The sequence below is a fragment of the Shewanella sp. Iso12 genome (assembly GCF_012030025.1).
Classification (GTDB): domain Bacteria; phylum Pseudomonadota; class Gammaproteobacteria; order Enterobacterales; family Shewanellaceae; genus Shewanella; species Shewanella algae.
The window spans coordinates 94,790-116,215 of record NZ_JAAUHW010000011.1 but is presented as its reverse complement, the minus strand read 5'-3'; the positions used below and the strand labels follow the sequence as shown (position 1 = coordinate 116,215).

At 54.6% G+C, this 21,426-nt stretch carries 20 protein-coding genes; 8 read left to right on the top strand and 12 right to left on the bottom strand.

The genetic code is table 11. The features are described 5' to 3' along the window. Position 1: 1 nt before the first annotated feature. The 5 genes from HCX89_RS17125 to mpl form a co-directional block, all read right to left on the bottom strand. Positions 2-772, bottom strand: a complete 771-nt coding sequence (locus HCX89_RS17125; RefSeq protein WP_025010045.1) for an ABC transporter permease — start codon at positions 770-772, stop codon at positions 2-4. Next, complete coding sequence (locus HCX89_RS17120) at positions 769-1,707, bottom strand: ABC transporter ATP-binding protein (protein WP_025886960.1); 939 nt, start codon at positions 1,705-1,707, stop codon at positions 769-771. The genes HCX89_RS17125 and HCX89_RS17120 overlap by 4 nt, the downstream gene beginning before the upstream one ends. Positions 1,708-1,833: 126 nt before the next feature. Continuing rightward, the gene (gene hpt, locus HCX89_RS17115) at positions 1,834-2,364 is read right to left on the bottom strand and encodes a hypoxanthine phosphoribosyltransferase (RefSeq protein WP_025010043.1); all 531 of its coding nucleotides are present in this window, start codon (positions 2,362-2,364) and stop codon (positions 1,834-1,836) included. A gap of 7 nt (positions 2,365-2,371) precedes the next feature. Then, the gene (locus HCX89_RS17110) at positions 2,372-3,013 is read right to left on the bottom strand and encodes a flavin prenyltransferase UbiX (RefSeq protein WP_025010042.1); all 642 of its coding nucleotides are present in this window, start codon (positions 3,011-3,013) and stop codon (positions 2,372-2,374) included. Beyond that, on the bottom strand, positions 3,010-4,392 hold the full coding sequence (gene mpl / locus HCX89_RS17105) for a UDP-N-acetylmuramate:L-alanyl-gamma-D-glutamyl-meso-diaminopimelate ligase (protein ID WP_167716794.1): 1,383 nt from the start codon (positions 4,390-4,392) through the stop codon (positions 3,010-3,012). Before mpl ends, HCX89_RS17110 begins: the two co-directional genes overlap by 4 nt. Before the next feature lie 254 nt (positions 4,393-4,646). Between mpl and HCX89_RS17100 the strand changes: the two genes are divergently transcribed. Together HCX89_RS17100 and HCX89_RS17095 are read left to right on the top strand one after the other, a co-directional pair. Beyond that, positions 4,647-7,793 carry a DUF2339 domain-containing protein gene (locus HCX89_RS17100; protein WP_167716792.1) on the top strand — a complete coding sequence of 1,049 codons (3,147 nt, stop codon included), beginning with the start codon at positions 4,647-4,649 and terminating at the stop codon, positions 7,791-7,793. A 102-nt stretch (positions 7,794-7,895) separates the two neighbouring features. Beyond that, positions 7,896-8,357 carry a DUF1090 domain-containing protein gene (locus tag HCX89_RS17095; protein ID WP_071238552.1) on the top strand — a complete coding sequence of 154 codons (462 nt, stop codon included), beginning with the start codon at positions 7,896-7,898 and terminating at the stop codon, positions 8,355-8,357. A 38-nt stretch (positions 8,358-8,395) separates the two neighbouring features. Here HCX89_RS17095 and HCX89_RS17090 read toward each other — a convergent pair whose 3' ends face one another. Then, positions 8,396-9,673 carry an O-acetylhomoserine aminocarboxypropyltransferase/cysteine synthase family protein gene (locus HCX89_RS17090; RefSeq protein ID WP_101058255.1) on the bottom strand — a complete coding sequence of 426 codons (1,278 nt, stop codon included), beginning with the start codon at positions 9,671-9,673 and terminating at the stop codon, positions 8,396-8,398. Between the two features lie 289 nt (positions 9,674-9,962). Here HCX89_RS17090 and HCX89_RS17085 point away from each other — a divergent pair, with 289 nt between their 5' ends. The 4 genes from HCX89_RS17085 (at position 9,963) to HCX89_RS17070 (ending at position 13,597) form a co-directional block, all read left to right on the top strand. Continuing rightward, positions 9,963-11,300, top strand: a complete 1,338-nt coding sequence (locus tag HCX89_RS17085) for a Na+/H+ antiporter NhaC family protein (protein ID WP_028780176.1) — start codon at positions 9,963-9,965, stop codon at positions 11,298-11,300. A 100-nt stretch (positions 11,301-11,400) separates the two neighbouring features. Next, the gene (locus tag HCX89_RS17080) at positions 11,401-12,075 is read left to right on the top strand and encodes a hypothetical protein (protein ID WP_071238554.1); all 675 of its coding nucleotides are present in this window, start codon (positions 11,401-11,403) and stop codon (positions 12,073-12,075) included. Positions 12,076-12,134: 59 nt separating this feature from the next. Continuing rightward, entirely contained in the window at positions 12,135-12,848 is a 714-nt protein-coding gene (locus HCX89_RS17075) for an RNA pseudouridine synthase (protein WP_045283706.1), read from the top strand. A gap of 128 nt (positions 12,849-12,976) precedes the next feature. Then, positions 12,977-13,597 (top strand): LysE family translocator, encoded by a 621-nt coding sequence (locus HCX89_RS17070; RefSeq protein ID WP_044733813.1) that lies wholly within the window; start codon positions 12,977-12,979, stop codon positions 13,595-13,597. A gap of 21 nt (positions 13,598-13,618) precedes the next feature. Here the strand turns inward: HCX89_RS17070 and HCX89_RS17065 are convergent, their stop codons facing one another. The 3 genes from HCX89_RS17065 to HCX89_RS17055 form a co-directional block, all read right to left on the bottom strand. Further along, positions 13,619-15,226: a hypothetical protein gene (locus HCX89_RS17065; RefSeq protein WP_243756825.1), complete on the bottom strand. Its 1,608-nt coding sequence runs from the start codon at positions 15,224-15,226 to the stop codon at positions 13,619-13,621. 125 nt (positions 15,227-15,351) lie between these two features. Next, complete coding sequence (locus HCX89_RS17060) at positions 15,352-15,861, bottom strand: hypothetical protein (protein WP_025010031.1); 510 nt, start codon at positions 15,859-15,861, stop codon at positions 15,352-15,354. Continuing rightward, positions 15,854-16,600: a helix-turn-helix domain-containing protein gene (locus tag HCX89_RS17055; protein WP_028780179.1), complete on the bottom strand. Its 747-nt coding sequence runs from the start codon at positions 16,598-16,600 to the stop codon at positions 15,854-15,856. The genes HCX89_RS17060 and HCX89_RS17055 overlap by 8 nt, the downstream gene beginning before the upstream one ends. 426 nt (positions 16,601-17,026) lie before the next feature. Here HCX89_RS17055 and HCX89_RS17050 point away from each other — a divergent pair, with 426 nt between their 5' ends. After that, complete coding sequence (locus tag HCX89_RS17050; RefSeq protein ID WP_025886951.1) at positions 17,027-17,848, top strand: hypothetical protein; 822 nt, start codon at positions 17,027-17,029, stop codon at positions 17,846-17,848. Between the two features lie 10 nt (positions 17,849-17,858). After that, positions 17,859-18,404 (top strand): hypothetical protein, encoded by a 546-nt coding sequence (locus HCX89_RS17045; RefSeq protein ID WP_144380053.1) that lies wholly within the window; start codon positions 17,859-17,861, stop codon positions 18,402-18,404. Here the strand turns inward: HCX89_RS17045 and HCX89_RS17040 are convergent. The 3 genes from HCX89_RS17040 to nhaD form a co-directional block, all read right to left on the bottom strand. Continuing rightward, complete coding sequence (locus tag HCX89_RS17040) at positions 18,401-19,021, bottom strand: hypothetical protein (protein ID WP_144380054.1); 621 nt, start codon at positions 19,019-19,021, stop codon at positions 18,401-18,403. The two genes, HCX89_RS17045 and HCX89_RS17040, sit on opposite strands and share 4 nt — an antisense overlap. Then, positions 19,014-19,802 (bottom strand): helix-turn-helix domain-containing protein, encoded by a 789-nt coding sequence (locus tag HCX89_RS17035; protein ID WP_144135312.1) that lies wholly within the window; start codon positions 19,800-19,802, stop codon positions 19,014-19,016. Before HCX89_RS17035 ends, HCX89_RS17040 begins: the two co-directional genes overlap by 8 nt. A 111-nt stretch (positions 19,803-19,913) precedes the next feature. Then, the gene (gene nhaD / locus HCX89_RS17030; RefSeq protein ID WP_025010025.1) at positions 19,914-21,368 is read right to left on the bottom strand and encodes a sodium:proton antiporter NhaD; all 1,455 of its coding nucleotides are present in this window, start codon (positions 21,366-21,368) and stop codon (positions 19,914-19,916) included. Positions 21,369-21,426 lie beyond the last annotated feature (58 nt).

Genomic DNA, 21,426 nt, shown 5'->3' with positions numbered 1-21,426 from the left:
ATCAGCTGCGCAGCCCTATCCCACGGGAGATCAGGTAATAAGCCAGCAACCACAGACCCGCACAGAACCCCAACATCACACCAATGGACAGCGGCACGCTCATATCGGCAAATCCCAGGAAACCGTAGCGGAACACGTTGATCATATACACCACAGGGTTCAGCGCCGATACGCCACGCCAAAAGTCAGGCAACAGCGACAGCGAGTAAAACACCCCGCCAAGATAGGTCAACGGCGTCAACACAAAGGTGGGGATAATGCTGATATCATCGAAACTCTTGGCAAACACGGCATTGATAAGGCCGCCAAGGGCAAACAGCACTGAGGTCAGAAACACTGTGACTATCACCAATCCCAAGTGCTGCACACTGAGATCGACAAAGAACATGGCCACCAGGGTCACTATCAGGCCCACCAGCAATCCACGGGCGACACCGCCACCGACATAGCCGGCTATCATCACATAGTGGGGCACAGGCGCCACTATCAACTCTTCCAGGTTACGTTGAAACTTGGCGCTGAAAAAGGAAGATGCCACATTGGAATAGGAGTTGGTAATCACCGACATCATGATAAGGCCCGGGGCAATAAACTCCATATAGGACACCCCGCCCATCTCACCGATGCGACTGCCCACCAGATTACCGAAGATCAGGAAATACAGTGTCATGGTGATCGCCGGCGGTACCAGTGTCTGTACCCAAATGCGGGTAAAACGGGTAATTTCCTTGATTAAAATACTCTTGAAGGCAACCAGATACAGACCTCTCATGCCTTGCCTCCTTGGGCATTTTCAACCAGTTTCACAAACAACTCCTCCAATCGATTGGCCTTGTTACGCATGGATAGCACCTCAACCCCCTGCTCGCTCAGTAAACCGAAGACGGCGTTCAGGCTGTGGGACTTCACCAAGTCCACTTCTAGGGTCGCAGGATCGGTAAGCCTGACTGTGATATCGCCAAGTTTGGGTACCTCAACAAGCGGCTGCTTGATATCCAACACAAAGGTTTCCATATCCAGTTTCGACAGCAGGGATTTCATACTGGTGCACTCCACCAGCACGCCCTTATCGATAATGCCTATGTTGCGGCAGAGCATTTCCGCTTCTTCCAGATAGTGGGTCGTCAGTATGATGGTGACGCCTTCAGCGTTGATTTTTTTGAGAAACTCCCACATGGAGCGCCGCAGTTCTATATCCACCCCGGCGGTGGGCTCATCGAGGATCAAAAGTTTGGGCTCGTGCATCAGTGCCCTGGCTATCATCAAACGCCGCTTCATGCCGCCGGAAAGCTGCCGGGATTGGCTATTGCGCTTGTCCCAGAGATCCAGTTGCCTGAGGTATTTCTCGGCCCGCTTGTGGGCTTCGTCTCTGGGCACACCGTAATAACCGGCCTGGTTAACCACGATTTGCAGCACTGTCTCGAACTGATTGAAGTTGAATTCCTGCGGCACCAGGCCGATACACAATTTGGCCTGCTCCAGCTCTTTATCCAGATCATGGCCAAAGACCCGCACACTGCCGCCACTCTTGTGCACCAGCGAGCTTATGATACCGATAGTGGTGGACTTACCGGCACCGTTGGGGCCGAGCAAGGCAAAAAAGTCGCCCTGAGCCACATTCAGGCTAATCCCTTTGACGGCTTCGACACCGCCCTTATAGGTCTTCTTAAGATTGTCCAGCTCCAACGCCAGAGCTTTGGTCGTCATAGATGTTTCTCCTAAAGAGCCTCCAATACCTGAGGTATCGGCAGCGGCCCGGGACGCAAAAAGCAAGACTCCCGCCGTGGCGGGAGTCCGTCTTACTATACAAACAAAGCCGAAATCACAGCTTGCTTACTCCTGCGGGATCACCTTGGCGATATAAGGCAGGTTGCGGTACTGCTCGGCGTAGTCGATACCATAACCGACCACGAATTCATCAGGAATAGTAAAACCGACAAAGTCTACCGGTACGTCGACTTCACGGCGGTCCGGCTTGTCCAGCAGAGTACAGAGAGTCAGGCTCTTTGGCTCACGCAGCAGCAGCATTTCGCGTACCTTGTTGAGCGTGTTGCCCGAGTCAATCAGATCTTCGACGATCAACACATCACGATCGGCGATTTCCGACTGAACATCTTTGAGTATCTTCACGTCTCTGGAGCTGGTCATGGCATTGCCATAGCTGGAAACAGACATAAAGTCGATCTCTACATGGCCCTTAATCCGACGGCAGAGATCGGCCATAAAGACCACTGAGCCCTTGAGCAGGCCGACCATCAGCAACTTGTCGGCATTGGCATAATGCGCATTGATGCGCTCGGCTAATTCATCCAGTTTCTGGTTGATCTCTTCTGCCGAGATCATCACTTCGGTGGTGTGTTTCATATCACTCTCAATTGTCGATCTCACTGTCTTTGGGCTTGTCATAACCCCAGCGATCCGTTAATGCATGTTCGACACCCAGATGATCCAGGATCCGGGCGACCATGAAGTCTATCAGATCTTCAATGGATTTGGGATGATGATAAAAGCCGGGGGCGGCCGGCATTATGATGGCGCCCAGTTGGCTGAGTTTCAACATATGTTCGAGATGAATGGCGTTGAAAGGTGTCTCTCTGGGCACCAACAACAACTGACCGCGCTCCTTGAGCACCACATCGGCGGCTCGCTCCAGCAGGCTGTTACTCATGCCGGTGGCCACCGCGGCCAAAGTGCCGGTTGAGCAGGGACAGATCACCATCTGCTTTGGCGCCGCCGAGCCGGACGCCGGCGGAGAGAACCACTCATCCTTGCCGAGCACCCTCAGCTCACCGCCTTCGGGAAACAGTTTTCTGAGCTGCTCTGTGGCCTTGTCCGGTGCGCTGCTGAGTTTGAGCCCATGTTCCGTTGCCAGCACCACCCGAGCGGCGCTGGACACCATCAGAAAAACCCGAAACTCGGCCTTGAGCAAGCACTCCAGCAGCCTCAGCCCATAGGGCGCCCCGGAGGCGCCGGTCCAGGCGAGGCTGATACTCTTAATCTGCTGATATTTCACGCTTTGACCTCGCCACTTCTGGCTTTAAGGGCCTGGAGCAACTTTTGATGCAGGCCGCCAAAGCCGCCATTGCTCATGATCAGCACGGTATCTCCGGGCTTGGCTTCACCACTAACCTTGGCCACTATCTCATCTATGTCGTGCAAAACCTGCACCGGCAGCGGCGCCGCCTGCATGGCTGCGGCAATATCCCAATCGATATTATCCGCCTGATACAACATAGCCTCATCGGCCAGGGCCATGGAGTTGGCCAGTGTGTCTTTATGCACCCCTTGCTTCATGGTGTTGGAGCGGGGCTCGAGCACGACAGTGATTTTGCCCTGGCCCACCTTGGCGCGCATTCCCTGAAGAGTAGTGGCGATTGCCGTTGGGTGATGGGCAAAGTCGTCATAAACACTGACCCCCTCTACACTGCCCAGCAACTCGAGACGGCGCTTGGGCGGGGTAAAGTCTGCCAGCGCCTTGAGCGCATCTACCGGCAAGACCCCAACATGACGCGCCGCGGCTATCGCCATAGTGGCGTTGTCTATGTTGTGACGCCCAATCAGGCCCCAGCTCAAAACGCCCTGGGATTTACCGCGGAAAAATAGCTCAAATTCGTGACCATCGTCTGCCAACATCCTGGCGCTCCAGTCCCCCAGGCCCGCTTCATGGCTCAAGGTTTCCTGCTCACTCCAGCAGCCCTTGGCTATCACGCCGGCAACCGCCTGGCTGTCTTGCGGCCAGATCACCCGGCCATCCCCCGGCACGATTCTGAGCAGATGGTGAAACTGCTTCTGTATCGCCTTGAGATCGTCGAAGATATCGGCATGGTCGAACTCCAGGTTGTTGATCACCAAGGTTCTTGGCTGGTAATGCACAAACTTGGAGCGCTTGTCGAAGAAAGCGCTGTCATATTCGTCGGCCTCGACCACAAAGAAGGGCGACTCGCCCAACCTGGCCGAAATGCCGAAATTCTGCGGCACCCCACCAATCAAAAAGCCAGGTTGATAGCCGCAGGCTTCGAGGATCCAGGCCAACATGCTGGCGGTAGAGGTTTTGCCATGGGTTCCGGAAACGGCCAATACCCAACGTTCGGGCAATATATGATCATGCAGAAACTGCGGACCCGAGGTGTATTTCAGGCCGCGGTTGAGTACGGCTTCCACACAGGGGTTGCCGCGGCTCATGGCATTGCCTATCACCACGAGATCCGGCTCGGGATCCAGCTGTGACGGGTCAAACCCCTGAATAAGGTCTATCCCCTGCTGCTCAAGCTGGGTACTCATGGGTGGGTAAACATTGGCATCGGAGCCGGTGACCTTATGTCCCATGGCGCGGGCCAGCAGCGCCAAGCCCCCCATAAAAGTGCCACAGATCCCCAGAATATGTACGTGCATTAAGGCCATCCTTCTGCAGTGAGTCCGCTCGCCCCAGGTTGGGCGAGTTTGCATGCCGCTCATTGTACCTATGCCACCGGCAAGACGCGAGAGGCCTCTGCCTGCTGTTCAGTTTTCTCTCATCTTCCCATGACAAATACGATAAATGGATAGCGGAAATTTCCCAAAACCTGAGCCGATCGCTGGTCAGGACAGAGCCGCGCGTTTAAAATGCCCGCAGCCTACGCAAATGCGATTAGCATCAGGAAAGCAGCATGCAGTTAACGGAAGAACTCCAACATCTCAGGCGCGAGCTTGAAGATCTCAAACTCAAAGAGACTAACCTGGAAATCAGGACAGATATCCGCCTCGACGCGATAGAACAAAGAATCGAGGCGCTGTTTGCGGCCGTCAATCAGCTTGCGGAAGAGCAAGCTCAGCCTTTGGCGCCCAAGGTTGCCGAGCCGTCAGCGATGCCTGGCCCCAATGAGCCTCAGGCCGAGCCAGTAGCCGACTTATCCTCGGAGTCACAGACCCAGCGCCAGGACGCCTGGCAGCGCAGGGCCGATATTCAGCCTATCGAGCACACCAAGCCGGCAAGGGCAGAGATGGCAGCAACGCCAGTTGCAACCCAAGCGCAAACCGCTTCGAAACCCACAGATTCGAAATCCTTCGCTTCGAAATCTTCCGCTTCGAGACCCTCTGATTCGAAATCCTCCGCCGCCCAAAGAGTATTGCCCCAAACACAAGAGGGTCGAGAGCAACAGACTCCCAACTGGGGGCGTAAGTTTGATCAGGCTGTGGCCGCTTTTTTTGCCGCTATGCTGAGCCCCCTGCTGGGACTCTTCGCACAAGCCAAAGATTTTTATCAGCACTATCAAGCCAAAGGTCAGGGCCCGGTATTTATGATGACCCTGGCCGGGATCATCGCCATGACCCTGGGCTTTGGTTATCTGCTGCAGTATTCCATGAACCACTGGCTGTCGGACACAGGAAAGGTCTTGACCGGCTTTGTCTGCGCCAATGGCATTCTGGCCTTGGGGGCCTTTATCCGCAAACGGCAACGAGCGATGGCCGATTTCGGCTCGGGTCTGGTGGGCCTTGGGCTGATTATCAACTATCTGTGTGCCTATTTTGTCGGTCCCTACTTCGAGCTGGTACCGGATGGCGTCAGCTATCTGCTGCTGTTACTTATCACTGTGGCCGGTTACAGTCTGGCGCTGAAACTGGAAGCCAGAGTCATCAGCATAGTCGCCTTGCTGGGTGGCTCCCTGGCACCACTGATGCTGCTTTCCGGCAGTCAGGCGCCTTTGATGTATCTACCCTTCCTGCTGCTGATTGGCGGCTGCTCTTTACTCTTGAGTCACAAGATACGTTGGCCTGTGCTGCTGGAAACGACAGCCATACTGCACATCGCCTGTATCGAGAGCCTGAATTTCTTTGTCGAGCTGCCGCTGCAAGGGCAAGGGATAATGGGAGTTCTGGCGCTCATCTCCCTGCATGGCCTCTTCTATGGTTATGGCCTTGGCAGCCTTTGGCTGTTTGGCCGGGAAGGCCTCAGCCACAGACTGCTGGCTCTGCCGGCGGCCTTGCTGGCCTTTTTGGTCTATAGCCTGAGTCAGTTCAGCCCCCATGCCGGCGAGCTGCTGCTGGCCAACGCCGCCGTGCTTATCGGCCTGTCGCTCTGGCTTAAACAAGACAAACAGCTGCAGACGCTATTGTGGCTGGCGACCGGTGCCTGTCTCGGTTTTGCCGCGCTCAGCCTGCTCAGTGGTGAGCTGCTGGGGCTGGTGTTACTGCTCGAAGCCTTGCTGTTGATGTGGCTAGGTTGCCGTGAGCAGCAAGCCTCGCTGCGAATCGAGGCCATCACCCTGCTGGCTCTTGGACTGGTCATCAACCTGTTGGCCCTTGGCGATATGATCAATGAAGCGCCGGCGCTCTTGTCACTGCCGCTGCTGGCTTGGGGGCTAAGCACGCTTACGCTGTTTGGCTTTAACCAACTGCTGGGCAAACAGCCCGAGCTCAGCCGCTGGGAGCAACAACTGCTGCAGCTGGGACGCGAGCTTGCCAACGTGCTGCTGGTGTCTTTAGCCCTGGTTAGCGCCTGGCTGATAAGTGAAAGCTACTTCCTGGTGATAATTCCCGGATTGAGTCTGACCTTGCTGCTACTCGCACGCAGGCAACAACTCAGGGTCAGCGAGGCCTTGGCCTGGGCCTTGTTGTTACCGCTGGCGGCTCAGGTCATCTTCGCCGCCGTGGATGTGCATAGCCTGAGTTTCCGCGCTCAGCCGCTGTATGCGCAAATCGCCAGGGTAGAGCTGTTCCTCTGTCTGTTACTGGCCTGGTATGCATACCGGCGCTTCCATCCCAAGGGCGAACTTAGGCGTTTGGCCTGGTACGCTCGCCTGGCCTGCCTGGTGCTCTTGCCACTGCTGTGGCTGCCCAAAATCGCCCTTCGCTTTGAAGATTGGCTGGCCCCGGTCTTGTGGTTATCCTGCTTTGTCAGCTTAGTATTGGCCCGCAAGTTCAGGCAGCCGATACTGAAACGCGAAGCGGATGTACTGCTGGTGCTGGCTATAGCCCAAACCGCTTTAGCCTGCCTTACAGGACAATGGCCTGGGCTTATCGCACTGCTGCTGGGCAGTATCTATTCCGGTCTGTTGCTGTGGCGCTATCCATCCTTGCCAAGGCTCTGGCAAGGCCCCTGCCGACTCGGCTGGCAGTTGTCACCCTTCTATGGCGCCCTGCTGCTGGCGGTGGTCAGCCACAGCCTGGAGGTATTGTTCAGCCACACGTTGGCACTTAGCAGTGTGGTGCTAAGCGGCTACTTCTTTATCCTGCTCAGCCGCAAACCGCTCAAGGCCCTGCGCCCGGGTTACCCCTTTGCCTTTGCCAGCTTCTTTATCGCCTTGCTGCTGCCCTGGATTACCTGGCTCGACAGCCTGCAATATTTGCAGCTCGATGTCCTGACCCGGCCCTCTGAACCTTGGCTGATGGCGCTGGCACAAGCTTGCAACCTGGCCTTGCTGGCGCTGTTTATCCGTAAACGGCCATTGGCCATGAGACGCTATCGTCAGCAGTTGCCGACCAATATGGTGTTTATCGCCTGGCATGCCCTGTTGCTGCTGGCCTATCTGCCACTGGCCTACCAGATGCCAACCGGATTCGATGCCACCTTAAGCACAGTGCTCATGGTGTCCCACGGCTGCTGGCTGATGTTCCTCAGCCTGCGTCCCGGCTGTCAGATTATGCTCAAACTGGCCGCAGGTCTGTTTGCCATCAGTTGCCTCAAGGTATTGCTGCTGGATATGGCCGCCGCCGATCTGCTGCAAAAGATCATCGTCTTCATGCTGATTGGTGCCTTGCTGCTCGGGGTGGCTTACTTCTACCAGAAGTCCAGAGCCCGGCTGCTGTCACAATAAACCAACTCAAAGGCGCCTGCGGGCGCCTTTGGGATAGGTCTGACAGCCATAGATTGAAGGTTTTGCTAGAATGGCGGCCTCTTACTCCATCCTTGGTGATTTATGAAACTGACCCTCATAGCCCTATTTTCCCTGGCTCTGTTTTCGCTCCCCGCCCTGGCCGGTGGTCATTGCGCCAAAAAAGAAGCCGAAATCGAAAAACAGATCTCTTATGCCAAAGAGCATAACAACAGCCACAGAGTACGGGGGCTGGAAACGGCGCTGGCCGAAGTCCGTGCCCACTGCACTGAGGCCGGTGAAATCAAAAAACAGCAAGATTCACGCGATGAATTGGCAAACAAGATCCGTGACAAGCAGGATGATATTCGCGAGTTACGTAAAGAGCTGGCTGAAGATCGCGCCGAACTGAAGGCCGATATCGCCGAGGCCGAGCGCAAGGGCAAAGTCGATAAGGTCGCCAAATATCAGCGAGAACTGGCCGAGGAAGAGGCTAAAACAGCCGCCAAGATCAGCGCCAAAGAGGCTGAAATACGTGCATTGAAGTCCGAGCTGGACGCCAGATAAGTATTAGCCCCGCTTGGCGGGGCTTTTTGATGATGTCATCAAGCCTGGGAGGCTTCCAGCGCCTGGGCCACATCGCTGATGATGTCGTCTATATGCTCAATTCCCACAGAGATCCGGAGCAGATCTTCACTCACACCGGCGCGAGCCAACTCCTCGGCGTTGAGCTGCCTGTGGGTCGTGGTGGCAGGGTGACAGGCCAGTGACTTGGCATCGCCTATATTCACCAGACGCAAGATCATCTGCAGCGCATCGATAAAGCGCCCGCCGGCCTCTTTGCCCCCCTTGATACCAAAGCTGATAATGCCGGACGCCTTACCCGAGGTGATTTTGTCGCAATTGGCCTTATAAGGGCTGTCTGTCAGGGCGCCATAATTGACCCAGCTCACCAGCGGATGGGACTGCAGGTAACTTGCCAGCGCTTCGGCATTGCTGCAATGACGCTCCATCCGCAGGCTCAAGGTCTCCAGCCCCTGCAACAGTAAAAAGGCGCTGTGTGGCGATAGAGCCGCGCCGGTATTACGCAGCGGCACCACCCGGCAACGGCCGATATAAGCGGCCGCGCCGAAGGCTTCGGTATACACCACCCCATGGTAGGAGGGGTCCGGCTGATTGAGCACCGCAAATCTGTGTTTATTGGCGACCCAGTCAAACTTGCCCGAATCGATGATCACCCCGCCCACTGTAGTACCGTGGCCACCGACATACTTGGTGAGCGAGTGGACGACGATATCGGCGCCATGTTCGAAGGGGCGGCACAGCACAGGGGTCGCCACAGTGTTATCCACCACCAAGGGCACACCATGTTTGTGGGCAATTTCTGCCAGACGCGCGATATCGACAATATTGCCGGCGGGGTTGCCTATGGATTCACAAAATACCGCCTTGGTGCGTTCATCAATAAGCGACTCCAGGGTATCGAAGTCATCGAACGACGCCATGCGCACCTCAACCCCCTGGCGCGGCAGAGTATGGGCGAACAGGTTATAGGTGCCGCCGTAGAGCTGGCTGCTGCTGACTATGTTGTCGCCCACTTCCGTCAGCGCCTGCAGCGCATAGGTGATGGCCGCCATTCCAGAGGCCAGCGCCAGCGCGCCAATGCCGCCTTCGATGGCCGCCATTCTGGCTTCGAGCACGGCGTTGGTAGGGTTCATGATGCGACTGTAAATATTGCCGGGCACCTTGAGGTCAAACAGATCGGCGCCGTGTTGAGTATCGTCGAAGGTATAGGACGTCGTCTGATAGATGGGCACCGCCGCCGACTTGGTGGTGGCTTCCGATTCATAACCATGGTGCAACGCCAGGGATTCCAGTTTCATCTCGCGCTCCTTGATGACGAGTAATGCAGTTTTAAGTTTGATATCAAGCTAGCAAACAGACATCCAGATGTCTAAATTTTTTTCAAGCAGTTTTCCCTGAGTCGTGCTTAGTGCACAAAATCGACGTAGAAGTAAAAACATCTAGACGTCCAAATTGACAGACGACTGGCTATCCCCTATTCTTTCGCCTAATTTGTCAGGAGATGATGCCGTTAAGACAATGCAATTCAGCGAGTTTGGCTGCTGCGGAGGGAATCCCCGGCCGAACGTGATTCACAGAGAGTAGATTTTGACCCAGAACAACACTTCTCCGGCCGTTAAAGCTCCGGCCTCATTTGTGGCACTACTGCCATTGTTTCTGTTTCTGGCGCTGTTTATCGGTGCCGGGGTCTATTTCCAAAGCCAAGGGGTAGACTTTGCCTTCTATCAGTTGCCGAGCCCGATAGCGATATTACCGGCGATTGTACTGGCCATTTTGCTGTCCAAGCAAAAGCTCAACCAGACCATGAACACCTTTATGGCGGGGATAGGCCACAACAACATCATCGCCATGTGCCTAATCTATCTACTGGCCGGTGCTTTTGCCGCCGTGGCCAGTGCCACTGGTGGGGTTGATGCCACAGTTGCCTTGGGGCTTAAGCTGATCCCGGCCAATCTGCTGCTGCCCGGCTTTTTCATTATCGCCGCCTTTATCGCCACCGCCATGGGCACCTCCATGGGCACGATTGCCGCCGTGGCTCCTATCGCCCTCGGGGTTGCCGATCAGGCAGGGATTGAACTGCCACTGATGGCGGGCTCTGTGATGTCAGGCGCCCTGTTTGGTGACAACCTGTCTATTATCTCGGATACCACTATTGCCGCGACCCGCACCCAGGGCTGCGAAATGAGAGACAAGTTCCGTGAAAACCTGATCTTTGCCATTCCGGCGGCGATTGTGACCCTGTTGCTGTTCGGTTTCCTCTCTTCCGGTCAAGCCGAACTGCCACCACAGGAGGTCGACTTTGTTAAGGTATTACCTTACTTGAGTATTCTGGTGCTGGCCGTCGCCGGGCTGAACGTGTTTGTGGTACTGGCCATCGGCATTTTGCTGGCCGGGATAACAGGGTTTGTCACTCAAGATTACTCGCTGCTGACCTTCGGTAAGGATATCTACAAAGGCTTTGGCAATATGCAGGAGATCTTTATCCTCTCCATGCTGGTTGGTGGCCTGGCGGCCCTGATGCAGCAGCAAGGTGGCCTGAGCTTTGTCAGCCAGCAGATAGAGAAGCTGATAGCCCGTTTCTCCCGCGCCAAGGGTGAAGCCTCCTGTCGCGCCGCCGAGCTGGGGATGGCGGGGATAGTGGCTTTGACCAACTCCTGTGTGGCCAACAATACCGTCTCTATTGTGGTCAGCGGCGATATCGCCAAAGATCTGGCAGCCAAACATGGGGTTGCCCCGAAACGCGCCGCCAGTATTCTGGATATTTTCGCCTGTATCATTCAGGGGCTTATTCCCTACGGTGCCCAGGCATTGCTGATAGCTTCCCACTTCAAGATCTCTCCCCTGGAAGCCGTTGCCAACACCTGGTACTGCATGATCCTGGCCTTGGTTGCCGTGGTGATTGTGATACTGCGTCCCCGCAGTTAAACTAGCGGGCGCAATAACCAAACCGGTCCCTGCGACCGGTTTTTTTGTCGCCGTCATTTGGCGACTATTATTGAATGCAGGTATTCAAACGAGCCATTCCATGCCCCTGTACGAGCAATACCATAAGCAAGATCCGCAGCGCCTGGCATTTATGATGTCTCTGGTGGGCGTCAGCATAGCGGCACTGGGCATGGCCTCCTCCTTCTGGGCCGCCTATGACAACTTGGGCAGCGCCATTTTCAGCATGCGCATGGACAGACTGGGCGACTACTTGAGCTCGCCGCTGGCCTATGTCTACAATATCTCGCTACTGCTCGGCGGCGCCTGCTTCATCTTGGCCATGGGTGGCCTCTGGTGGCAAAAGCACAGCGCGGCAGCCAGCTTGTTGTCAAGATCAGGCATAGCGGTTGGCTTGGGGATAGTGGCGCTGGGGGTCTTCCCCTATAATGAACTCTTTGCCCACCAGCTGGCTGCTATCTTCTTTATTGCCAGTACCTTGGTAATGTTCACCCTTTGCTGCTATTGCTTTGTCTCCCACAGAGCGCTCTGTAACCTGCCGCTGTGCCTGTTCAGCCTTCTGGGGATAATGTCTGCCATCGGCCTGTTATCCCAGTTGCAATGGCCATCGATGAATTATGCCTCTTGTTCGGTGCAAACCCTCTGCCCTTCGATATGGTTTATGTGGTTGCATTCCATTGCAACTGTGTTTGCCGGTCTCAGCCTGTCGGCCACCGTATATCGACTGTGGCACTGGTCGCAGCCGCTCAACGACTGATGACTGAAAAACCGTATAGGGCTGACGCGACAGCGCCAAAAACAACTCTACAAGCCACAATGCGCCTTGCCCACTATTTGGCGCAATCCGGTCTGTGCTCAAGACGCGAAGCCGCCAGACGCATCGAAGCCGGAGAGATTTTTCTGGGTGACAGGCCAGCCAAACACACAGACAGAGTCACCCTCGCCGCCGGGCAGCGCCATTGTCTTGAGAAGCTGTTTTATCTGGGCGAACCCGTCGCCGCCCCGGCACCTTACGCTTATCTGCTATTCAATAAACCCGTCGGGATAGATTGCCGCCTGCTCAAGGATGACCCGAGCAGCCTATTGCATTTATTGCCCCAGGATAAACGCCTGTATCCGGCCGGAAGGCTGGATAAAGACTCCCGCGGCCTGCTGCTGCTCAGCAACGACGGCGAACTGACCCAGCAACTGATGCATCCGGATTTTTGCCACAGCAAACACTACCGGGTCACTCTGGAGCGGGCATTTACTGACGCGTTTATCCATGCCTTGAGAAACCCAATGGATTACGGGTATGGCCAGGTGCGGGCATCCCAAGTCACGCCAATTTCGGCAAACAGTTTTGAAATCATTCTGACTCAGGGCAAGAAGCGGCAAATTCGCCGTATGTGTCGGCATTTGGGCTACAGAGTCACAGATCTCTGCCGTACCCGGATAATGGAATTAACACTTGATAGGCTTGCTGAAGGGGAGTTTAGAGAGCTCAGCCGTGCACAAATCGCCGCGCTCAAAGCGTCACTTCAACGCTGAACAAACCACATAATCTTTAGTGCGATTCCTGATTGATTTATTGCTAAACTAAGCGGCTTGTTGGCCCTGCCCCCAATCACCACCCGGGAAATAGACAGCCATACTCATCACTCATTTCAGGAGACATCATGCTAGAACTCTTCGCCGTCGCCAGTATCACTATGTTGGCCGTTATCAGCCCTGGGGCTGATTTTGCCATGGTATCCCGCAATAGCATGGTACTCGGACGCCGGGCCGGTCTGATGACGGGTGCCGGTATATCACTGGGCGTATGGGTACATGTGCTCTACTCCATTGCCGGTATCGGACTGCTGATCTCCCAGTCACTGTGGCTGTTCAGCCTGATCAAGTTTGCCGGTGCGGCTTATCTGATTTATCTCGGCATCACCATGCTCAGAAGCAAGGCGGTTGAAGCATCTGAATTGCAGACCCAGGAAGTGATTTCCGATTGGGCGGCACTCAAGAGTGGCTTTCTGACCAATGCCCTCAATCCCAAGACGACATTGTTTGTGGTAGCACTCTTTACCCAGGTTATCGATCCCCAGACCAGCACTCTGACCCAAATAGGTTATGGCGCCTTTATGTCAGCCGCCCACCTGGTGTGGTTTTCATTGGTGGCTTTATTGTTTTCCTCGCAAGCTGCCCGTCGCTCCGTGGCCCGTTGTCGCCACTGGGTTGAACGCGCCATAGGCGGCGTTTTGGTCAGCCTGGGGCTGGGATTGGCCTTTTCCTCTGTGGGACGTTCCTGAGCCGTTTCACGGTGAAGACCGTCAGGGTTGACTGCCTTCACCGTTTTTAGGCTCGCTTGCCCGGGAGGAGACGGCTTTATCTTCCTTCCCGCCGGGTTGCAGCTCAGACAGAAGATCGGCGGCCTGAGTCACGGCCGCCAGATTAGCCTGATGTTCCTCTTCCGCCATAGTCTTGGATTCGGCGCGATCTTCCTTGCTGCGTCTGGACTCTCCACTGGCCTTGACCTCTGAATCATAGGGCAGGTCCTCAATTCCCGGCAGTGAATCCGGAATATCACTGGGGCTGACATCCACTATCTGTGAACGGTTCATAGTGATCTTGTATCTGGCATAGCGCGGCGCCTGCTTGCCCTCTTTGAGCACAGCCACCAGGTTTATCTGATAACGCCGCTCCACCGACTCATTGCTGATCCTGCCATCGGTTTCGGTGTAAATTTTGGCCTTGCCGCGCTCCAGGTAGCGAGCAAAGGGTACTAAGCTGAACACCACCTGTTCCTGCAACGTGTTGTAACCGGAAAGAAACTCGGTATCTGCCACCTTGGTCTGGATGCCATAGTGAAGAATTTCGGCATCGACCTTATTTTGGCTGTGGCGCCGCCTGAGGATCTCTTTGACATCTTTGGGAAGATCCTGGCTGCGCATAAATTCAAGCCAAACCAGCTGCTTAGCAATGAACTTCTGGTTGGTGGTGTCTCTCAATATCCGGCTCCAGCGCGGTCGTCCCCGCTGGATATAACGCCACAGGGCATTGCGCACATCGTCTTTAAAGATCTCCCGCGCACCGTAAATCAGCGCCAGTACCAGCACCAATACCAGGGTCACACCGCTGAATACCCCCTGGGCCTTGATGATCAGCGCCGACACCACCAACATTACCAGGGCCGTAGCCAATCCTGTGGTCAGCTTCTTGAGCCCTGTGCCCAGAGGTTTGATTTCCTCTTTGAGTACCACCCCTTGCTGAATAAGCCTTCTGAGCAGCAACATCTTGTTGGCAATGCGATTGGGATCCTGCAGGGTCTGCGCCGAATTGTAGTGCCGCTCCGCCCGATAGTTATTTTCTACCCGGCAGAGGGTGATCACCTTGTCCGAGATATGGCTGAAGTCGCTGTTTCTGGGGCCATGGGCCAGCAGCTTCAGCAGTTGCTGTTCACAGAACCAGGATAGATAGTTATCGGCATTCTCGAAATAGTGCTTCCATTTGGCATCGGCCGGCTCGTTGCGGCGAAACTTCTTCAGCAAAATAGCTGTCTGCTCGGTTAATTCTTCCAGCAAGGGATAGAAATTTTCCGGCTCGGATTGCCGCGAAATCTCTTTGGCATCGTTCTCCATCGCCACCACAAACTGGTAGGCAAACAGGTTCAGATAGAGACGAAACTCTTCAACGGTACGCTTCTTCTGACTCACAAACCTGGATTGCACCAAGGGCAGATGCAGGCCATCCGAGTAGTAGGAACGCCGACCGAGAATGGCGCTGAAGTAGTATTCCTCTTCATTCAGGCTCTGCGGCCCTATGCCCATCTCCTTGGGCAGGGAAAAGTAGAGATCCAGCTTGCGCTGCTCCCCGACATCCATCAGATGGCTGAACTTGATGGATAGATTTTCTTCCTGCTTGATACGTAGTTTGGACACAATAATGGAACACTATCAATGAATTGATGAAAGATCCTGACTATAGCCCAAGCAACACGGGAATGGGATAGCGCACCGGCGTTAACTGAGTGGAAATGGTGAAATCGTCAGCAAAAATTCAGCTGTCAATGGATCAGGCGACAGCCACATACTGTGTTGCTCGGTTGGAATAACACAATAGCATAGTCTTTGGCTTCATCGGCATCGAGGATCTCCAGTGCCAAATGATGCAGGCCTTCGTTGCTGAGGTTGAAACTGGAAATATAGGAGAGGTATTGCATGTGGGCGGGCCTTGCACCCTTGCCGGAGAGTTCCTGTTTGTCCGTGACCAGAATTTGATAACGGCCGGCTTCTTCCGAAGCCAGTTGCCCCTGCATCAAGATACTGCCGGCGGGGGTGCCATCCATGTTGAAGTAGCGATAGTTGACCAGGGCTCGCTTGCCTTTGGTCTGCAGATCCAGCAGCAGGTAGTGCTGCGCATCTTCGCCCTCGTTCAACTGCCGGTCGTAGAGCTCGGAGCTGCAGTTAAGCGCCAAAGCGGGCGCTGTCTGGCTGAAACGATAGATCACCAGCAAACAGCCGAGCAGAAAGATCAGGATCAGCAGATTTATCATCCAAAGCCAACGTCTAGCCACAGAGATCAACCTCCTTGAGCCAAGGTACGCTCACAAATGCCTTCACCTGACGGCCATCGCTGATCTTGAGATTACGCACCACGGATTGTCCCAGATACTCGCCTCTCAAGGTGAGGTTAAGTACCTGCTTATCATGGGACAGCGACACATATAACTTGCGCCAGGGGCTGCTCTTGCACTGGGCCAATGCCGAGGCCAACACCTTCCCCTGCTCGGTCAACAACTGGTTGTTGGTGCGGGAGTTGGAATAGAAAAACAGCTCCATTCTCTGACCCGAAAGCAAGGTCAATTCCTGCTTGTTCAGCGGAATGGTGGGCGCCACTCTGGGCAAGCGATACAGATAAAAGAGACTGAGGCCGAGCATGAATATCAGCACCAGGCCCACCAGCAGTTGTTTGGGACCGGCATTCAACCTGGACTCCAGCACTCCTGCAGGTTTACGGGCCACAGATGAGCGCAGCAGATACCCCTGCCCCTTGACCGTTTCAATCAAAGACTCATATTCGGGCCCCAGAAAGGCACGCAACATACAGACAGCACGGGCTACGGACGAATCGCTCAAAGGGGGATGATTGTCATCACCGGCGCGCAACTCGATACGGGAAACCAAACGCCCCTGATTGGCGAGCAGGAGTTTCAGTACCTGTAACTCCGCCCGGGGAAGATGCCAGCTATCCCCCCGGCCCCTGTGTTGTAACTCACCACTGGCTTCATCAAACCAGCAGTCGCCTATCTGCATTATATTCCTCCTGTTTTATATGGTTATGAGTCTATGCAAGAAATCTAATCACTACTGTGATCCTCTTAACCCTGACACAGGAAAAAGTTTAAAAAGTGATCCAACTCAGGCGAGGCGCCGACCAAGAGGGAAGCAAGTGGCATTTTGTGAACCAGTACCCAGGATTGAAGCCACTGAAGACTGAGGGAAAAAGCCATGAAGACGCCATTAATCAACATGAATGCAACAAATAAAGTGACCCATATCAAATGCTAATCCTCAATGGGTATCAAGATGCAAGCCGTCAATCGTCTTTGCATGTCAAAAATCCGTTTTCGGCCAACTCAGGATTCATGCGCGCTGAATCACAACCTTCATCAGGCATCCCCCTAAGCTGAAGACAACCGACCAGGTCGGGAAAAACAAAGACAACAAAGGGTGATAAATATGAGCATTAACAGACGTCAGGCCCTCGGCCAGATCATTGGAATTAGCGCCGCAGCAGCCGGAGCCGGCCTCACGGCCACTTGTGCCTTTGCAGCCACGGATGAGTCAGGAAACTACCGCCTGGAACTGGGGGAAAAACTCAAATATGCCCCATTGGATCCCATGGCGACCGCCAAACTCGCTTATGAAACCGGCGGTGGCTGTATGCATCAGGTATTTCACGCTACTGTGACCATGCTGGCGCAGTCCGCCAGTGTCGATGCCGATAAGTTTGCCACTATTCCAACGGCGCTGGCCGGTTATGGTTTTGCCGGGGTCACCGGCCAGGGCACGCTTTGCGGTAACCTCAATGCGGTAGGTATGCTGGTCAATATTCTCGATGACATCAATGGCCAAAATGCCGCCGTCATCGGCGCCCTGTTCCGCTACTACGAGAATACCGAACTGCCTTTGTCCAGCGATGAGTTCGTTGCCGGAATCGGCTCCACCGCCGAAAAGACCGCCCTGGTGGTCAAGTCCTCGGTTGCCAACAGCGTGCTGTGCCACTCCTCCATCAGTAACTGGTCCAAGGCCTCAGGCAAGACCTTCTCCGAAAAAGGCGAACGCTGCTATCGTTTATCGGCCTCCATTGCCTATCATCTGGTGGAACTCCTGAACCGAGCCCACAAGGGCGAAGACTTGGCCGCCCTGCCGGAGAGCAAACCCAGCACCGAAGCCCAGAGTTGCCAAAGCTGTCATGGCTCCAGCAGCACCATGGGGCCAGCCGCCAGCGTCAAGACAGATATGGAATGTACCACCTGTCATACCGGGCACTTTAACTGAGGATTATCCGATGAAAATCAGCTATCTGAGCCTGCTGCTCGGCTCGGCCCTGCTCTTGGGAGGCTGTGGCAGCGATGATGACAACAGTAATGGCGGTGGCGAGATCACCCCTCCGCCGCCGGTCGAGAAACCCAGCCAGGATATTGCCGAGGCAAGCAGTATTGAGTTGACCCTCAATAGCTTCGATCCCGACTCAGGCCAGGTCACCTTTGCCCTGCAAAACGCCGAAGGCAAGGCGCTCACCAATGCCGCCAAGTACCAGATCACCTACTTTGGTTATCCGGCAGAAGAGCAGGCTTCCACCAAGCCCAAGGCCTGGAAACGCTGGCATGTGACCTATGGTTACAGCTGCGATCCGGCGACCGAGTGCGCTGAACCGCTGCAGGCTCTGGACAGTGCCGGCAGCTACAGCTTCAGTCCATCTGGACTGGATTGGGATGCCAATGCCACCAGCGGTGCCGTCAGCCGTTATAAGGTGGCCATAGAGGTGTTTGGCACAGAGATCAGCAATGAGCTGACACTCTACTCTCCCACCACAGGGGAAGGTGCGAACTAACCCCCGAAAACTGCCCCATCAAATAAGCCGCTGATCAGGGAGAGCAGCGGCTCTTGGGCCTTATCCTCCTCAAACTCACTCATACGACAGGCCCAGAGGTGATCTCCAGGCGTCACCTGGATAAGTGCATAGTCGGCCAGAATATCCATCTCAAGTACATGCAGTCTGAGATCCAGTTTGCCTGACTGAGCCAACACCTTATTGATACTGTCCCGCATCGTCAGTAGATATGGGGGTAACTCTGCTTCATCCACTTGCAGCTTTTCCTGTCGCTGCTCCAGGCTTATCAAATAGCTCAGGGAGCCAGGCTCAATCCCTTTGATGAGCCCTGTCAGTTCGATGCTGGCCCAAGGCTCAGAGTCGTGACGATAGCTCACCCGCAGTCTGACATGACCATTTTCTGTGGCTATCCTGAGCCTGAGCTTTTCAGTGTTGGCCTGATCCACTGCCATGCCGGGACGGATCAAACTCGCTTCACAGTTGAAATTAGGGCTAAGACGTTTGGAAATCAGGGTATCGCCCCAGAGAATGCCGGCAGCAAACAACAGCAGTAATAACAGCAGCAGTATCCAGATCCGGTTTTGGCGTAACCGCCGCCGCAGAGTCGATTCAGTCACAGCGCAGTGCCTCCCTCAGCCAGGTATATTCGGGGGCGCAGGCGTTCATCTGGGCCATGGTCAACTTATAAGCCTTGAGGTACTCGCCTTGGTCGCCTTCTCCCTTGACCACCATACTCAACACCTTGTTGTCATCGCTGAGGGAGATGGAAATGGTGCGCCAACTATCGGGGCAGCGTGCCAGCCAGTCTTCAATGCCTTGAGTCAAATCTTTCAATGCGGCCAATGCTTTGGGTTCGCCGTAGAGACGCAAAAAGGTAGTACTGCCCGAAGGGTGTACGAGTTTAATCACCTCATCCGGCGTTTCCAGATAGCGCAGTGGCCCAACCCTGGATGACAAAAAAACCAATGCCAGTGCGCTCAGCAGTAACATCCAACAATAGTGACGCCAGGGCGTTTGTCCCTTGGGGGACAAAGAGATGGGCCTGCGGCCTCGAGTCTTGCTATGCAGCAAAAAACCTTGCCTGTCTACGGATTCCAAGAGGTCGCTGTGCTCGGGTCCCAGGTATTGGCGGATCCTGGCCACCGCCTGCTCCAATAAATGCCCTTGATTGGCGGGAATGGCGGCCTCCTGCAGCAGTTGCATTCTGGATACCACCTGCCCCCTGTGAGCCAACAAAATATTCAGCACACACTGCTCTGTTTCAGACAGTGTCCAGCTCATCCCGGATCCAGTATGTTTGAGCGTGCCGGTATCGGCATCAAACCAATAGCAACCTATCTGCATGGCGTGGCTCAGCAGCAAATGAATGGCGGCAGTATAAGGGAAAAAAACACCCATCCAGAGTGATCTGTATGGGTGTTTTTAAGCTTTTGACAAGAAGCGTGAACCGTCTCTCAGACTTTTCCCACAATTGAAATTTTGTTAATTAACAATATGATACATTCTTATCTAGAATGTAGAACTGTTAATCCAGAGGTGCACCAGAATGCTGGCTACGTAACCCAGGGCGATCACGGGTGTCCACCTGAGGTGAGCCCCAAAGGTGTATACCCCTCTCGCCTGCCCCATCAGCGCCACCCCGGCGGCACTGCCGATGGACAACAAACTCCCCCCAACCCCGGCGGTCAGGGTTACCAACAGCCATTGTCCCAACGCCATATCCGGGTTCATTGTCAGTACGGCAAACATCACTGGAATGTTGTCTATGATAGAGGACAGCACCCCAATGGCGACGTTGGCATAGGTGGGATCCCACTGGGTGTACATGGCATGGGATACCATGCTCAAATAGCCCATAAAGCCCAAACCGCCGACACACAGCACCACACCATAGAAGAACAGCAAAGTGTCCCATTCGGCTCTGGCAATACGGCTGAATACATCGAAAGGCACCACGTTACCCAGTTGCTCCAGACGCTTTTCATCCTGCATCAGGCGCGCCTTCTCCTGCGCTCTTGCCAGCGCTTTGGGGAAATTCTTCCTCAGGTAGAAGCCAAAACACTGCAGCAGTCCAAGGCCTGTCATCATGCCAAGCACAGGCGGCAGACCCAGCAGTGAATGGGTACACACAGCCATGGCTATGGTGAACAGGAACAGCAGCACTATCCGCTTGGCGCCTGTCTTGGTGTAAACCTTTTCAACCAGGGCATCAGATTTTTCCCTGGAAATAAACAGGCTCATGATCACCGCCGGCACCAGGAAATTCACCAGTGATGGCAGGAACAGCTTGAAGAACTCGGAAAAGTGCACCATACCCTTTTGCCACACCATCAGAGTGGTGATGTCCCCAAAGGGGCTGAAGGCGCCACCGGCGTTGGCCGCCACCACTATGTTGATGCACGACAGGGTGATAAAACGGCGATTATCGGCGCCCATTTTCATCACCACGGCGCACATCAGCAGCGCAGTGGTCAGGTTGTCGGCGATGGGCGAAATAAAGAAGGCCAGTAAACCGGTAAGCCAAAATATCTGGTATAAACTGAAGCCCTTGCTGACCATCCAACAACGCAAGGCGTCGAACAACTTACGTTCTTCCATGGCGTTGATATAGGTCATGGCCACCAGCAAAAACAGCAACAACTCGGCATATTCGAGCAGGTTATGTTTGAAGGCGGCTTCGGCCACTTCCGACATACCATTCTGGGTATAGACATAACCTATCATGCCCCAGATGAGACCGGCAGCGACCAACACAGGCTTGGACTTTCTCAGGTGCAGCTTCTCCTCCCCCATCACCAGTAAATAGGCGATGGCAAACAGAGTCAGAGCCAGATACCCCACGGTTGAGTCTGTCAGACTCAGGTTATTTGTGGCTTCCGTGCTAGCCAGGACCACAGGCGAAAACAGTCCTGACAAAATTCCCCCTAAGGCTGCGCAGCCCCCATGCAAACGCATTAACTTCATCTCTTTCTTCTCTTGGTAGGAAATTAACTAAAACCTAGCACAGAGAATGGAAAGCGAA